This window comes from Bacillus cereus group sp. BceL220, assembly GCF_051776965.1.
Classification (GTDB): domain Bacteria; phylum Bacillota; class Bacilli; order Bacillales; family Bacillaceae_G; genus Bacillus_A; species Bacillus_A cereus.
On record NZ_JBPWBC010000002.1, the window covers coordinates 216,197 to 231,499 of the forward strand.

A 15,303-nucleotide genomic window follows, 5' to 3' on the forward strand; every position below is an offset into this window, starting at 1 on the left:
AAAAAAAGTTAGGCAACCTAAAAAAGATGATTTCTGTATGCAAACAGGAGTCATCTTCTTTAAATTCTATTAATAGCAAGAGTGATTATAGTACGTCATATATTTCTTAATTTCATGTTTTAACTGAACAAACGAGTCACATGATTTTATATATGCTTTATCGGTTAAAGTACTACGAGGATTACGTGCAAAAATGATAGTATTGTTAGGTTTAAGCATGTTGTTGCCTAGCTATCAATGGCGGATGCCTAAGAAGAGTAATAATAAAACCCAACTGAAGATTTAAGAAAAATTTTATGTTTACCCCACTCTTTATTTTAAAAGTTTTTCCTATCCTATAAATGAGTTACATCATGAAGGAGACTAAAAAAGACAAAGTCATAGATGAAAATGTAAAGTTAGGGGATTCTACATGCATACAGAAGTTTTAATTAGTTATTTGTATACTTATTTTTTTACAATTATGTTTTGTATTTTATTTCAAATTGGGTTTTATTTTAAAGCGAAAAGAAATATATCTATCTGGCATTTTCTATGGGTATATGTTTTTCTATTCTACCTTTCGCTAGTGTATAAGGTGACGCAAATCGCGACTGTATGGGATATAAGTAGATATGAAACGTGGATTCGTGTAAGTCAAATCAATTTGACTCTATTTGATACGGCAGGTAGTACTACATATCTTTTGAACATTGTACTGTTTATGCCGTTAGGTTTTTTATTACCGGTGATTTGGCCGCACTTTAGAAAAATGAAAAACACCGTATGTGCAGGATTCTTTTTTTCATTGGCAATTGAGTTAAATCAATTACTAAATAATAGAATTACAGATATTGATGATTTATTTACGAATACCCTCGGGGCGATTATTGGGTATTTATTATATAGAGCTTTTAAAATGATATTAAGAAGAGAGGGGAAAAAGCTTGATACCAACTCTTCTCTAGTTATAAAATACGAGGCTGTTTTTTGTTTAGTGTGTTCATTTGTAGGGGCGATGTTAATTTATCATCCAGCTTTATTTGGAAGACCTGTCATCATTCAGTGAGGTGATTACGAATTTCTTTTGGACGCTCGTGCGATAGTTCAATTTGTAAAAAGCCTTTAACTTGTTATAGTTAAAGGCTTTTATCATCATGATTTTTATTTACCAATTACCCACTCTAACATCCGCTTTCAACCACTTCACCCAATCCAAATCCTCTACCTTAAGCAAACTGAGCGAAACACCCTTCATATCTAAAGAAGTTAACAGCGTACCAACCTTTACGAATGTAACTTGTAAGCTTTCCAATTCACATAAACGGCGAATGTCATTTGCAAAAATGTATTGTTCCATTAATGGAGTTGCGCCGAGTCCATTAATGAGGATAGCGAAGTTATCTCCTTTTCTCCAGCGATAAATGCTTTTTAGTTTGTTCATCAGTTCAATCGCTAATATTTCAGAAGAGGATAGTGCTTCTTTACGGTAACCTTTTTCTCCGTGAATGCCGACGCCATAAAACACTTCATCATCGTTTAATGTGAATGAAGCTTTTCCTTTTACTGGATCGTTGGCAGGGGAAAGGGCAACTCCTAATGTGTGTAAGTTTTTGATGACAGCTTGCCCGATTGTTGTTAGTTCTTCTAAAGAATGTCCACTCTCAGCGGCCGCACCTAATATTTTTTGGACGAAAACAGTGCCAGCTACGCCGCGTCTTCTTTTATTAAAAGAAGCATCATCTTCAATTGAAACATCGTCATTTACGATGATATGGTCAACTTTTCTTCCTTCTTCTTGAGCAATTTGCTTTGCTGCTAGAAAGTTTTCTACGTCATCTTTAAAGTTTTTGATGATGAATAGTATACTTTTATCTTTTGGTATGAGGCGAGTTGCCGCCGCAATTTGTTCCACTGTAGGCGGAGTGAAAATATTACCGTTTACTGCCGCTGTAAGCATACCTTTTCCTACATAACCAATATCAGCAGGTTCATGTCCGCTACCACCGCCGCTTACAATAGCGACGTCTTGCTTCATTTTTTCGATATCTTTTACATAAATGATGTTATTTGTTTCATCGTAATTTACTTTGTCGTTATGTTCAAAATAAAAGCCATGCAGCATATCTTGAACGATATTTTGTACATCATTCATAATCTTTTTCATTGCTTTTGCCACCCTTTAATTACTTTGCTGATTGCTCAAGTAATAGTAGTAATTGATTGTTTATCATATTTTTCATAAGAGAAGACATAACGGATGGATCTACTTCGCACTTGCTTTCAATCCAATCTTTTATCGTTCCAACGAAGCCGTGACTATAAAAGGAGGCAATCGTATTTTTGGTCTCATCAGAAAGGCTGAATCCACAGCTCACAGATAATTCATCAATAATCTTCATATATAAGTTTTTCGTATGCTCAAATAAATAGTGATTAAACGAGTTTTGCTCAATGACTTTAAAAGCATTTCGGTAAAATTTTTGATTTTCATAAAAGTAATCAAATAATAAATCGAAAATGTTTTCCCATTTTTCATAATCGAGAAAGTCTATAATATTTTCTTTCGTTTCTTCTCTATAAATCCAGCTTAATAGTTCAAATTTATCTTTAAAATGATAATAAAAAGTTTGCCTACGCATTTGACAGTGTAACATAATATCGCTCACTGATATTTTATGAAACGACTCTGTTTCCATTAAATACTTCAATGAGTTCGCGATTATCTTTTTAGAAATTATAGAAGAGGTCATCTGAATCATCCCTAGAATGTTATTAATATAAAAATCCTATCTATAAATGAGAGCGGTGTCTTTAGACAGATTGTCCATTTTGTCCGTTTACTATAAAACGCTTTCATTTTAACATGAGTAGTAAGAAGAAGATTTCAAATATATCACAATATATTAAAGGAATTGAGGGAGAACTACAATGAAAAAGATTATAAACAAACCAGAAACATTAGTAATGGAAATGTGCAACGGAATGGTTATGGCTCACCCAGAGCTTGAGCTTTTGAAAAAATATAAAGTCATTAAGAAGAAAGAAATGAACGAAAATAAAGTAACATTAATTAGCGGCGGCGGTAGTGGCCATGAGCCGGCACATGCAGGATTAGTCGGAAAAGGAATGTTAGATGCGGCAGTGTGCGGAGATGTGTTTGCGTCACCTTCACAAATTCAGGTATATCAAGCAATTAAAGAAACAGCTAGTAAAAAAGGTACGTTATTAATTATTAAAAATTATAGCGGCGATATTATGAATTTCAAAAACGGTGCGCATTTAGCGACGGAAGATGGAATTGAAGTCGACTACGTAAAAGTGGACGATGATATTGCGGTAGAAGATAGCCTATATACAGTAGGACGCCGCGGCGTTGCGGGAGTTATTTTAGTTCATAAAATTGCCGGCGCAGCAGCGGAAGCAGGTATGGATTTAGGAGCGGTGAAAGCTGTAGCAGAAAAAGCAGCGGCTAACGTGCGCACAATCGGTTTAGCGTTAACGTCTTGTACAGTTCCAGCGAGCGGATCACCTACTTTCACACTTGCGGAAGATGAAATGGAATACGGCGTAGGTATTCACGGCGAACCAGGAATTAAGCGTGAAAAAATGCTGTCGGCTGATGAATTAGCTAACCGTATGACAAATGATTTAATGAAAGATTTAGGAGTAAAAGATGGCGAGGAAATCGCACTTCTAGTTAACGGTTTTGGCGGAACACCACTGCAAGAACTTTACTTATTTAACAACGCCGTTACGAGAGAACTAGCAGCTAGAAACATTAAAATTAATAGAGTATTCGTCGGTAACTATATGACAAGTATTGATATGGCTGGTATGTCTTTAACGGTAATGAAGTTAGATGACGAGCTAAAAACATTACTATCAAAAGAATGTAATACACCTGCGTTTAAAGTAGACGGTCCAGTTGAAAGTGTTGAGTACGTGAATGTGCTTGAAGAGACAGAAGAGAAGGAAGTTTCTTTTGAAATAGAAACAGCGGAAGAGCACGCTGTTATAAAAAATAATGTTATCACATTAAACAACATGATTTATCTCGTTGATAAAATGAGCGACATTATTATTAAAAATGAAGTACCGTTCTGTGAGTTAGATACACATGCAGGTGACGGTGACTTCGGAATGAGTGTTGCAAAAGGATTTAAGCAATTAAAACGTGAGTGGCATTCTATTGTAGAACAAGAAAACGTAACGATCGGATCATTCCTTGACGGTTGTTCGATGATTATTATGGAACATTGCGGCGGCGCATCTGGTCCAATTTGGGGCGGTGCATTCCGCGCAGCTAGTAAAGCAGCAGGCGAGAAGCGTGAGTTAACAGTGAAAGAATTCGCTGAAATGTTGCAAGCAGCACTGCAAGGCATACAATCTATCGGTGAAAGATCATTCGGTAGAGGAGCGGTAGTTGGTGACAAAACATTAGTTGACGCACTTGCTCCATGTGTAGATTCTTGGTTAGATAGCGCTTCAAACAAAGAAGACATGAAAACTGCCTTTGAAAAAGGTGCAGAAGCAGCCGTTAAAGGCGCAGAGTACACGAAAGAAATCGTAGCTCGCATGGGCCGCGCTGGTACAGTTGGCGAAAGAAGTTTAGGATATCCTGATGCAGGTGCACATGCGCTTGGAGTTATCTTTACGGAGATTGCGGGTAGTTTGAAATAATAATTAGAAAGTCCCTCTGCCTTAAGGTGGAGGGATTTTTATATAGTTGATATGTAGAAGACTTCTTTCGGTTCTTTCTCAGTAAAATATGAGTTTGTTACTGTTTTTGATAAAATCTTATTTCAAAAATACAACTAATATTTCTCAACATTAATATATTGAAAATAGTTAGAATATTTAAGAAAATCATTTGTGAAGAAGTAAATTATAAAAAAAGGGGGAATTTATTTTGTTACGTCGTTTATCTATTTGTACAGTACTAACAGCTTTTATATTTACTTTATTTACATTTAACGGCTCTGCTTTCGCGGCTACGAATGCTACTGAAAATGAAAATGTAGTAGCAGCTTGTGCAAAGGGAGGTACGGTAGGTGTATATGGTGCAAAGATGCGCAGTGGTTATACTGTCGATTCACCTGTCTTACATACATTTAATGATGGTACGAAAATTACTGGAACATGGGTAACTGGTGAATATGTTCAAGGTCATTACAGTAATTCTAAACAGTGGTTAAAAGTTACATATAAAGGGATGACAGGTTATGTATCCCATACAACACTATATAACGTTTGCTCATAAAACTATGTACCATAATAGCTTTGGATATATTGAGCTAATCTCTTCTAGAGATTAGTTCTTTTTTATCTCTTAGTTTTTAATGGGGCATTTTTTGAAAAAGACCAACGATTCATTAAATCGATGGTCTTACGTTTATATAGTATTCATTTGTATCTATATCAAATTTTTCATTGCTTTTTTCTTATTTCAGATTTAGTTTGTTTGTGATTGCAGCTTATCAATTTTCCAGTATGTTTGTAGAGGGTCTAAAGAGCTTTCAATATAAAACATATATTCATCTGCGGTACGTGGTACTTCAAAAGCTATTTTCAATTCTACCGTTTCATTTGGTTTAACTTGTATATCAGAAGGGTTTTGATCAAGCACCTTTCCTTTATAGATCTTTCCGTCTTTTTCATCTTTTAAGTTATATTTTAATTCTGATAATCCAATCGTTTGACCTCGTACATTTTTTACAGAGACATTAACAATGACGGAATCGTTGCTAGCATTTAAATATGCACTTTGAACAGCGATCAAGTAATAGCCTCCCTTAACACTCTCACCAACTAATAAAATACCTTGTTCCAAGCGGCTCATCTCTTCTTTTTCTTCAAAATTTATTAATTCTTCATTTTCATTTTTTGCGGTTGGTTCTTCTATTGGACCATTTTCAACGGCACTATCTGTTTTATCTTGTGTGCAAGCAGCCGTAACACTGACTAATACTAGAATGAAAGTAAGTAATATAGATAATTTTCTCATAAAATTTATCTGTCTCCTTAAGTTTCTCAATTTTGTGCAGCTATACATATAAGATTAACATAATGTCTCATTATTGGCTCAAAATAGGGGGTCTTTTAGACAACGTATTCTTTTTACTTTTAATATACATTCGATTGGTTCTCGCGATATTTGTTAATCTTTTAAAACATTGGCTTAGTAATACCGAGGGTTATTATAGATATATTAATCATGTAATTTGTCCATATCAAAATGAACGTTTTTTGCATCTAATATATTGTAAATATATTTTATTTTGAAAGGATGTGATTATATGGCCCATAAATCTACTGGAGTGTTTCGAGTTCCAGTCTCTGAAAATGGGATTATTCCAACTGCTCTCAACATTATGCTAAACAATGATTCGCGTTGCCATACTAGTAATGTGACGGTAACTGTTAAGAGAAGTCGAAACACTTTTTTCCCAACTCAAAATGAATTAGTTGAAATCTCTCGTACTTTTGTTTCTTTAGAACCAAACAGAACAACTAAGATTGTGTTATTTACTCCAGAATTCCAAATAGAAGATTTTCTTGATGTCATCATTAGTGGAAATAAAGAGGATGTTAAGGATGTTCTTGTATATTCTTTCTTAGCAGATTCAGTAGGTCATAATCTGCCATCTACTGTTTTCAGAAATGCAGAATACACTTTTGCTTGCTGACACCGTGATGATGTATTCTTTACTGTCGTATATCTGAATTGAAATGTTGCAAGTAGCACTTCAAGGCATATAATCTATCGTTGAAAGATCATTCGGCAGAGGAGCGGTAGTTGGTGAAAGAAGTTTAGGATATCCAGATGCAGGTGCACATACGCTTGGGGTTATCTTGACGGAAATTTTAGGTAGTTTGAAATAGAAATTAAAAGATCCCTTCTACCTTAAGGTGGAGGGGGTTTCTTAATATTGTTTTTTGATATATATTGCTAAATATGTTCCAATAATTCATTCTATTGTATTGAGAATAATGTCATCTACATCAAAAAAACGGCTTATAAAAGGAACTAGTATTTGAAGGAGTTCCACCTCAAACATACTCCTATGCATATAGGTATGTTTGAGGTGGATTTATTAACGAATTTTATATATAGCATGAATGAAAATGGGATAAATAAAACAATGTTTCCTATTATGTTTTTAAGAATTAATTGAGCAGGTCCTTGTAAAAATAAAGAAAAGACACCAAAAGGTGCCTTCTGCCAACTTAAATTATTTTAATATTAGCGTTTTAAGTTTAAAAGCTATAGGGATTTTTTCTGTGGGATTTGTAAGTAGTTTTTACGAAATTATGAGTGTTTTTTATTTTGTAATTCAATAAGTTCATCTGGTAGCATTTTTGTATAATATTCTTTTTCTGTTAGTTCAAATATAAATAATGCTTTTTTCCAGTTATAAATAACATCTTCTACATTATGTTGTTTAATTTTTAATAACAACTGACCTTTTAAATAGAATAGTTCACCTAATAGGTATAACGTATTTAGATTAATTGCTAATTTGATGCCCTTATCAATGTATTTTATTGCCTCTTCATGTTGATATGTGAAGTCCAAAGATTTTGCTAAATTTAACATGATTTTCAACTTAATTTCTTTATCTCTAGGAAAATCTAACTTATTAAAATTACTTAAACATCTTTTTAATATATTAATACTTTTTTCATATTCTTTATTTTCCGCATAAAATATAGCCATTGTTTGCATAATATCTATTTCTCTTTCTGATAAAAAATCAGAATTAGTTAAAGTCAGTTTTAATGCATTATTTAAAAAATCTAAAGCAGTTTTTAATGATTTATCCACCATAAATATAGCAATTGCTTCATGCCATATTAGAAATTGTTTCTCTTCTTTTGTTTGAAAATTATTTAAGTTTTTCTCTTTTTTCACTATTTCATAAAGTTCTTTATATTGTTTTTGCTTTAAGCAATCTTTTATTACGTATTTTACATTTTCTACATATTTTAATCTTTTATTTTGAGTTAGTGCAAATATGTTATTCGGATCAATACCAAGTCTTTCTGATAATTGATATAACAATATACTAGATGGATAAATCATACCTTTTTCAATCTTGCTAATTTGACTTTGTGAACATATTCCATGACATAATTCGGATTGTGATATATTTTTTTTAATTCTAAGTTCTTTAATGGTAATACCCAAATCGTTAAATTCCATTTTTCCACCTACTATTTAGCACTTTATTAATATAAGAACATTCTCTAACCTTAATGTAAAATTAATATAGTTGCAATTATTGTTTTAAAGGGCTTATCGTTTCTATAAGATGGTGAGATTTTTTTATGTACAAAAAAGACACCAAAAGGTGCCTTTCGCCGACTTGGACCACGTTCATTTAATATAAACCTATCTGTATTTTCACATGCTTCTCTAATCCCTCTATTTTACATTTGATAAAATAAAATCCTAATATTACCAATAATTAAATAAATATTTCTACATATTCAAGATATTTACATAAATTACAAAAGTGATACATTTAAGTTGTAAGCTATAAAAACTATTAAAGGGGGATTTATTATGTTCAGGAAATTAGTAGTAGGAGCAGTAGCAACAGGTATTGCATTAACAGGGGGAATTGGTGCAGCTTCAGCTGATACGCAAAAAGCTGTGAGCTCTCCGAAGCAAGCAACATGCTCAATTCCTTATGAGTATTCTAATGGTAAATTCAAAAGAACTCTTTATTACTCAAATGGAGTATATGCTAATAGTTTTAATGAAAATGTTTGTGGCGGGACGATTACGTGGTACTTAAAACATGTTCAAAATGGAGTTGCTTTTTACGAAGGTAATTTAAAATAGTAGATTTTTTGAACCTCATTTATTGAGGTTCTTTTATTTTTAGTTTTTAAACTGATTCTCTATAAAAAAGACACCCTAAGGTGCTTTTTGCGATTTGATCCATTGTAATATGGTGTTAAATTCCAGTCTGATTATTATTTTACCACGTTAAGTAGTTTCGGTTATTGAGAAAAAATACAACTCATTGTTTGAATGCGAAAAAGCCCTAGGGGGACTAGGACTTTTTGCTAGAATGAATAAGATTTAAAAAAGGACTTATATAACGTAACATATGAATGTTTCGTAAATGTATCAAAAAAGTGAACAAAAGCGTTAATTTTAATAAAAAAAGCTCCGCGATAAAAGCTACGGAGCTTCATAAGGTCGAGTTATGTCGTACTCACAAGGGATTTTAACATGAATGTTGTGGTAAAAATACTGGTAAATTTATCCCATAAAACGCCCGCTGATTAGAGTTTCACTTCATTCGAAGGAATTTATGTTTTATAAATTAGATTATAATAGTTGATATTCTCCATATTGACCAGAAAAGAACTAAAAATTCTAGTGAAATTCCAAGTGTTCGTTTCCTAGTTTTTTGAAATTCTTTTATTAAATAGCCAACAGCACTAATTGCTATAAGAATGAAAAGAATAAGTTCGAGTGTAACTGGCATTTTATCTACTCCTAATACATTAATTTGTTATATAGAGATTATAAGATATTTTTGCGGCTAGTGGTGAAAAATTTAATAAAACTATCTCTAATGGAGTTTTGTTTGAACTTCTAAAAGTATTTGTGAAAACCATTGTACGTAAAATTTCTGCGTATGTTTTTAGGAAACAAATTTTAGAAAAAGATAACAAAAACCCCACTCCTCGTCGCCGGCGGAAGCAAAAGGGTGGGTTTCGTAAAAAATAAATGAGTCCTAATGGATATAATGTACAAAAGAAAAGAGGCTTTCTTATGAAAGGATAGACTTTCATGTGTCATCACTATTAATAATGATGTGTTATTTTTATATAGAAACGAATAAGGAACAGAACAAGTTATAGTTTAAAGGGATAAAATGGTGGGATTGTATTGAGAAATTTTTTTGAAACAACAATATTCAGAAAATTAAAAGTTTTACTGGAAGATTTTTGTTATTATGTTAGTAATCTATAGACAAAGGAGAAGGGGCTATATGAGTGTACATGTAATAAAAAAGGAAGAAATCAATTTACTTTTACATGAGTGGTATAGAGAAATTCGTTCACAGATTTTCTCTAAGGCAAAGGAATTAAAACAAAGTATTGATACAAAAGTTAATAGTATGGAAGAAGATCGAAAGAATACAGAGTTTTATTCACTTGTAGATTTTAGATTTAAAATGTTAAGTGCAGAGTTTTATCCCCATCAATCTGACATATCTAAGAATGATCTAAGAAAAATGAAGTTAGATGAAGCTCCATCAGATGAATCTTTATTATATTATTACCATTTCTTTAAGGCTTCTCATGCTACAGTAAACGGTGATTTTAAAGTGGCTGAAAAGCATTATGGAATAGCAGAATCTTTGTTGGGAAATATTCAAGATCCAATCGAAAAAGCAGAATTTAACTTTAAGCTATCAAGCTATTATTATCACGTTTGCCAGCCTATTTTAGTAATTCAATATGCAACTAGAGCAAGGAATACATTTGAAGGGCTGTACGGGTATAGCAGGAAGGTGGCAGCATGTGACAATGTTCTGGGTTTAGCATGTGTAAAGCTAAATGAATTTGAACAAGCAGAAGTTTATTTCATGTCGTCTCTGGATATTTTGAAAAAGCAGAATGAAGAGGAGCTAATGTTACGAGTTCGACATAGTTTAGGGGTTATGTATGCAGAGCAAAACCTATCTGATTTAGCACTTCGTTACTTATCAGAAGTATCACAAAAAATTCCGAATCACTTTAGAGCGATTTTTTTGGAAGCTAGAGAGAATTTAAAGTTAGGAAAGACAAAGCTTGCAGCGTCCTTAATTGAAAAAGGATTAATAATTTGTAATGAACTGGAACAAAAAGAATATGAACATCATTTTACAATTCTAAAAGAAATGAATGAGAATGTTTCTGCTGAAGAATTAGAGTTAGCCATTTCTAAAGGAATTTCTTTCTTTAATGAAGTAGGTTTATGGCAATATGTCCAGGAATATGCTGAAAAATTAGCGGTTAAATATCATGAAGAAGGAAATTCAATAAAATCTAGTGAATACTTCTATTTAGGATATAAAGAAAAAGAAAAAGGTTTTCAGAAAGGGGCTTTAAAATGAAAAGGATCATCAGCAGTTCAATTGGATTAATAATTACGGTCATACTATTAAATGGAGTAAATGTTTCAACGGACCAATCAAAGGTCAATACAACAAGTGTTATACAATATACGCATGGAGAGCCGTGGGGCTGAAGAAATATTGAAGTATAAAGAGTTGTTAGATCGAAGGATGATTACCGAAGAAGAGTTCTAAGTGAAGAAAAAGTAATTAATAAGTATATAAATAAAAAAACGCTCAGATGAGCGTTTTTTATTTATATATTCGCAAGTAAAATAACATAATATCACTATGAATCCTTATAACAATATGAATTTTTGCATATTTTAAAATTCAATATATCCCTTAAAAACTTTTAATTGTATAATATATTTTGTCATATTTTTAGATTTTTCGACATAAACCAACAAAAATAGAGAACGTATTGGGAGAAGACATTATGTATACAAAACTATTAAAATCAATTACATCATTATCACTTATTGGTGGTGCGTTGTTATATACAAATGGTAGCGATGTAAAAGCTGCTGAAGTGGGTGTTTTTTCTGATGTGTCGACATCACATTGGTCATATCCTGCGATTAAAGATTTAGCGAGTAAGAATATTATTTCCGGTTATGGAAATGGGATATTTGGTTTTGGAGATGTTGCGACAAGGGAGCAAGTTGCGGCTTTAATTTATCGAGTGTTAGTACCGAATAAACAAGGCGGTTCGTTTAGTAATGATGGAACTCGTTACGTATTAAAGGATGGGTCTACGTTTAAAAATCCTTACGGTGATATTAATCAAAGTTCTACAATGTTTCCAGAAGAGGTATTAACTTTAACGAATTTAGGAGTTTTTAAAGGTGATGAAAATGGCCAATTTAGACCGAAAGCTTCTGTGAGTCGTGCGGAAATGGCACAAATTCTTACAAATGCTTTCCATCTTGCGGCAAAACAAAAACATACCTTTAAGGATGTTCCAAATCCATTTTGGGCAGAAAACGCAATTAGTGCAGTGCAGTCAAATGGAATCGCAGATGGCACAGGGAACGGGAATTTTGAACCGTATGGCACAGTAACACGTGAACAGTATGCGCAGTTTTTATATAAAACTTTGAAGTATAAAAATGCTGATGTGAAAGACACAGGAGATGCGGCATTATTAACAGCTTTTAAAGAGGAAGTACAAAAGCGTATTAATACATACGAGACAAATATTACACTTCCATATAAAACGAAAAACAATAATACAAACGAAGTGATGAATACACTTTTTAACGCATATAAAGAAGTTGCAAGTAAAAATGAGTATACAAATAATAATAGATCGAATGTTTCATATGGACTTTCTGGATCACCTGGAAATTATACATTTACACTTAAGATTACATATCGTGAAACGAAAGAACAGACGGAATATGTCATGAAACAAGCGAAAGCAATCGTTTCTTCTATTACTCAAGTTGGAATGGATGATCACGAAAAAGTGAAGGCGATTCATGATTACGTAGTAAAACATGTTTCTTATGATACGTCTTATAAAGCTTACACAGCATATGAAGCACTAGTAAATCGTTCTGCGGTTTGCCAAGGTTACGCACTATTAACTTATCAATTATTAAAAGAAGCAGGAATTGAAAATCATTTCGTGACAGGAACTGGGGACGGACAACCTCATGCTTGGAATTTAGTGAAAATCGAAAACAAATGGTATCACCTTGATACAACATTCGATGATCCGGTGCCAGATGAACAGGGCCGCGTAACGTATTCGTATTTCAATTTATCAGATGAACAAATCGCAAGAAATCATGAGTGGAACCGCGGAGACTATCCGCAAGCTACAACAAATTATTATAGTACACTGACAAACAAAATTGCGGCAGGTAGTACGAAAACGCCTGCATATCAGCAAATATTAAAAGATACAAAGTTAAACTATTTAGGAAATGAATATATCGTAAACAACTATACTGAATTAAAAAATAAAATGCAGCAGCGCTATAGTGCGAAACCAGAGAAAATTGAAGTGCTGTACAAGCAATCAATGAATGGTGCACTGCAAGATGTGAAAAAGGCAATTGGCGAAATCGATTATCCGCAAGGGGCAAATCGAGTTTCTTATAAAGCGGAGCCTTACAATGCGAAAGAAGGGTATTCTTTAGTGACAATTACGTTTACGTATTAAGAATGAGAAAAAAGCATCTGTTTCAGATGCTTTTTTTTATTATATTGATTCGACAAAATATGACAGGTGAAAACGAATTGGTCTGTTATGATAATTTTTGAAATTTTACATTTTGGAGGATTAATCATGAATAAAAAGAAGATTTTCGCTGCGTTAATAGGAATTGTAGCCTTATTTATAATTATTAATGTAGTTGTTACGAAAGAGAAAACGACATCAACCAGTGAAAAAATGTACTCTGAGAAAGAATATAATAAATTAGTAGATGAACATTTTGAAGAGACGCAAAAGTTGAAAAGTGATATGAGTGTGTTAGAAACTGAAAAAAAATCTCTTGATGAGCAAGTGAAGAAGTTAAAAGATGAGTTAGCGAAAAAAGAGCAACAAGTAGCACAGCAGCCGGTTCAACAAGAACAACCAAAGCAAGAACCACAACAACCAGCACCAGCGCAACAGCTGGAAAAGAAAGAAGAGCCAAAACCGGAACAACCTACTGGAGCATTCGAAAACCCTATGAAAAGCATAAACAAAACAGAGGCAATGAATAAAGTAAAAGAAAAAGCGAAGCAAGATTTCCAAGATGATTATATGACACAAAACTTTGTTGCGGAGGAACAATCAAAAGCATTTGATTTCTTAAACAGTATTGAAATTAAATCACAAGAAGAATTAAATGTAATGAAGAATGCATTGAAAGATTTTTCTAACGACTTTATGACCGCGAAGTTTGTTTATGAAGAGCAAATGAAGGCGAAGAATAAGCAAGGGTAAAACAAAAACGCTATCTTTTAAAAAGGTAGCGTTTTTGTTTTGGGTTATAAAGTTATTCCTACATTTGACATATACAGTCTAACTGTATAAAATGGAACTATTCAGTTGAACTATATAGTTTAGCTATATACTTATCGTTACATTGGAGGTCTTTATGAATAGAGATAAAAATTTACCATTAACGGAAACAACGTATTACGTTCTTTTAGCTTTATTAGAACCAGCCCATGGTTATTTAATTATGCAAAAGGTAGAGGAACTGAGTAATCATCAAGTGAAAATCGCAGCGGGTACACTGTATGGCGCGGTTGAAAATTTATTAAAACAAGGATTAATAGAATCAGTAAAAAGTGAAGATAAACGAAGAAAAGTGTATGTCATTACGGAACGAGGGAAAGAAGTATTACACTTAGACTTTATGAGAATGCAGCACATTATTGCGGTTACAAAAAGTTTATTACACGTATAGTTAGGGGGAAACGATGATGTGGAGATTGAAATTCTTTTTAGATTTTGAGAAAGAGGAAAAATGGTTAGAAGAGATGGCTTGGAAAGGCTATCAACTAGAAAGCAATACATTTGGTTATACATTTAGATATACAGAACCAGAAGATGCGACGATTAAAATAGACCATAGAGTATTTAGTAGAAAAAGTGATTTTATTAATTACTGCACATTATTTGAAGATAGTGGCTGGGAGCATATAGCTGGTAATCGGTGGTCAGGTACGCAATATTTTAAAAAGGTAGATGAAGAAAGTGAAGATGATATTTTTTCAGATCCAATGTCACGAGCAGGGAAGTATAAGCGTCTATCTAAAACATTTTTAGAATTAGCTATATGCTCTATTCCAATATTAATCCTATTTATGTTTAATGAAACGCTTAATGTAGGAGCACTTGCAAATCCGAAAGAACTATATTTTACGCCAGGACTATGGGATAAGCAAGGGGTATCATTTCTATGGGCATTCTTATTTGAAACACCACTTGCATTGATGAGAGGCTTTGCATGCTTGTTTATCCCTGCTGCAATTGTTATGTATTTCGTTTGCTCGTATAAAGCAAATCGATTGTATGAAGAGAGAAGATGATAGGATGGGGTCTCTTAAAGCTGATGCTTTGAGGGGCTTTTTTGAATTTAAAAATGCAACATCTGGGTTGTATTGTGAAATATTTACTTTATAAACATTTGAATGTGATATAATTTTAATAATAATATTACTTAGGAGGATGATCATCATTCATACACTT

At 32.9% G+C, this 15,303-nt stretch carries 17 protein-coding genes and 1 pseudogene; 12 read left to right on the forward strand and 6 right to left on the reverse strand.

Annotation, left to right across the window (positions count from 1 at the left end; genetic code table 11):
* Nucleotides 1-69 precede the first annotated feature (69 nt).
* Nucleotides 70-168, reverse strand: a pseudogene (locus tag ACS2FK_RS05950) (TetR family transcriptional regulator); the annotation flags it as partial.
* A gap of 244 nt (nucleotides 169-412) precedes the next feature.
* On the opposite strand from ACS2FK_RS05950, the gene ACS2FK_RS05955 reads away from it, so the two are divergent.
* Nucleotides 413-1,048, forward strand: a complete 636-nt coding sequence (locus ACS2FK_RS05955) for a VanZ family protein (protein ID WP_063546662.1) — start codon at nucleotides 413-415, stop codon at nucleotides 1,046-1,048.
* Nucleotides 1,049-1,147: 99 nt separating this feature from the next.
* On the opposite strand, the gene dhaQ is transcribed toward ACS2FK_RS05955, so the two are convergent.
* A complete protein-coding gene (gene dhaQ, locus ACS2FK_RS05960; RefSeq protein ID WP_063546664.1) occupies nucleotides 1,148-2,146 on the reverse strand; it encodes a DhaKLM operon coactivator DhaQ in 999 nt (332 codons plus the stop codon).
* Nucleotides 2,147-2,165: 19 nt separating this feature from the next.
* Nucleotides 2,166-2,732: a dihydroxyacetone kinase transcriptional activator DhaS gene (gene dhaS, locus ACS2FK_RS05965; RefSeq protein WP_000204213.1), complete on the reverse strand. Its 567-nt coding sequence runs from the start codon at nucleotides 2,730-2,732 to the stop codon at nucleotides 2,166-2,168.
* A 178-nt stretch (nucleotides 2,733-2,910) separates the two neighbouring features.
* Between dhaS and dhaK the strand changes: the two genes are divergently transcribed.
* Nucleotides 2,911-4,662: a dihydroxyacetone kinase subunit DhaK gene (gene dhaK, locus ACS2FK_RS05970; protein ID WP_063546666.1), complete on the forward strand. Its 1,752-nt coding sequence runs from the start codon at nucleotides 2,911-2,913 to the stop codon at nucleotides 4,660-4,662.
* Nucleotides 4,663-4,891: 229 nt separating this feature from the next.
* Complete coding sequence (locus ACS2FK_RS05975) at nucleotides 4,892-5,242, forward strand: SH3 domain-containing protein (RefSeq protein WP_000946191.1); 351 nt, start codon at nucleotides 4,892-4,894, stop codon at nucleotides 5,240-5,242.
* 192 nt (nucleotides 5,243-5,434) lie between these two features.
* Here ACS2FK_RS05975 and ACS2FK_RS05980 read toward each other — a convergent pair whose 3' ends face one another.
* Nucleotides 5,435-5,986 (reverse strand): DUF4352 domain-containing protein, encoded by a 552-nt coding sequence (locus ACS2FK_RS05980; RefSeq protein ID WP_023521319.1) that lies wholly within the window; start codon nucleotides 5,984-5,986, stop codon nucleotides 5,435-5,437.
* Nucleotides 5,987-6,278: 292 nt separating this feature from the next.
* Between ACS2FK_RS05980 and ACS2FK_RS05985 the strand changes: the two genes are divergently transcribed.
* Nucleotides 6,279-6,668, forward strand: coding sequence for a hypothetical protein (locus ACS2FK_RS05985; RefSeq protein WP_000940659.1), 390 nt, complete (start codon nucleotides 6,279-6,281; stop codon nucleotides 6,666-6,668).
* A gap of 76 nt (nucleotides 6,669-6,744) precedes the next feature.
* Entirely contained in the window at nucleotides 6,745-6,864 is a 120-nt protein-coding gene (locus ACS2FK_RS05990) for a DAK2 domain-containing protein (RefSeq protein WP_080469908.1), read from the forward strand.
* Nucleotides 6,865-7,291: 427 nt separating this feature from the next.
* Here ACS2FK_RS05990 and ACS2FK_RS05995 read toward each other — a convergent pair whose 3' ends face one another.
* Nucleotides 7,292-8,185 carry a helix-turn-helix domain-containing protein gene (locus ACS2FK_RS05995; RefSeq protein WP_016082633.1) on the reverse strand — a complete coding sequence of 298 codons (894 nt, stop codon included), beginning with the start codon at nucleotides 8,183-8,185 and terminating at the stop codon, nucleotides 7,292-7,294.
* 363 nt (nucleotides 8,186-8,548) lie between these two features.
* Between ACS2FK_RS05995 and ACS2FK_RS06000 the strand changes: the two genes are divergently transcribed.
* Complete coding sequence (locus ACS2FK_RS06000; protein WP_000488870.1) at nucleotides 8,549-8,830, forward strand: LCI fold-containing protein; 282 nt, start codon at nucleotides 8,549-8,551, stop codon at nucleotides 8,828-8,830.
* A 490-nt stretch (nucleotides 8,831-9,320) separates the two neighbouring features.
* Here ACS2FK_RS06000 and ACS2FK_RS06005 read toward each other — a convergent pair whose 3' ends face one another.
* Nucleotides 9,321-9,485 (reverse strand): hypothetical protein, encoded by a 165-nt coding sequence (locus tag ACS2FK_RS06005; protein WP_001145511.1) that lies wholly within the window; start codon nucleotides 9,483-9,485, stop codon nucleotides 9,321-9,323.
* A gap of 510 nt (nucleotides 9,486-9,995) precedes the next feature.
* Between ACS2FK_RS06005 and ACS2FK_RS06010 the strand changes: the two genes are divergently transcribed.
* The 6 genes from ACS2FK_RS06010 to ACS2FK_RS06035 all read left to right on the forward strand — a co-directional run bounded on the left by ACS2FK_RS06010 (nucleotide 9,996) and on the right by ACS2FK_RS06035 (nucleotide 15,143).
* Nucleotides 9,996-11,105, forward strand: coding sequence for a RapH N-terminal domain-containing protein (locus ACS2FK_RS06010; protein WP_063546668.1), 1,110 nt, complete (start codon nucleotides 9,996-9,998; stop codon nucleotides 11,103-11,105).
* Nucleotides 11,102-11,239: a Phr family secreted Rap phosphatase inhibitor gene (locus ACS2FK_RS06015; protein ID WP_071731857.1), complete on the forward strand. Its 138-nt coding sequence runs from the start codon at nucleotides 11,102-11,104 to the stop codon at nucleotides 11,237-11,239. The genes ACS2FK_RS06010 and ACS2FK_RS06015 overlap by 4 nt, the downstream gene beginning before the upstream one ends.
* A gap of 305 nt (nucleotides 11,240-11,544) precedes the next feature.
* Nucleotides 11,545-13,278 (forward strand): S-layer homology domain-containing protein, encoded by a 1,734-nt coding sequence (locus tag ACS2FK_RS06020; protein WP_063546670.1) that lies wholly within the window; start codon nucleotides 11,545-11,547, stop codon nucleotides 13,276-13,278.
* 126 nt (nucleotides 13,279-13,404) lie between these two features.
* Entirely contained in the window at nucleotides 13,405-14,049 is a 645-nt protein-coding gene (locus tag ACS2FK_RS06025; protein WP_063546672.1) for a hypothetical protein, read from the forward strand.
* Between the two features lie 154 nt (nucleotides 14,050-14,203).
* Nucleotides 14,204-14,518 carry a PadR family transcriptional regulator gene (locus ACS2FK_RS06030; RefSeq protein WP_001078063.1) on the forward strand — a complete coding sequence of 105 codons (315 nt, stop codon included), beginning with the start codon at nucleotides 14,204-14,206 and terminating at the stop codon, nucleotides 14,516-14,518.
* 13 nt (nucleotides 14,519-14,531) lie between these two features.
* On the forward strand, nucleotides 14,532-15,143 hold the full coding sequence (locus ACS2FK_RS06035; RefSeq protein WP_063546674.1) for a DUF2812 domain-containing protein: 612 nt from the start codon (nucleotides 14,532-14,534) through the stop codon (nucleotides 15,141-15,143).
* Nucleotides 15,144-15,303: the final 160 nt, after the last annotated feature.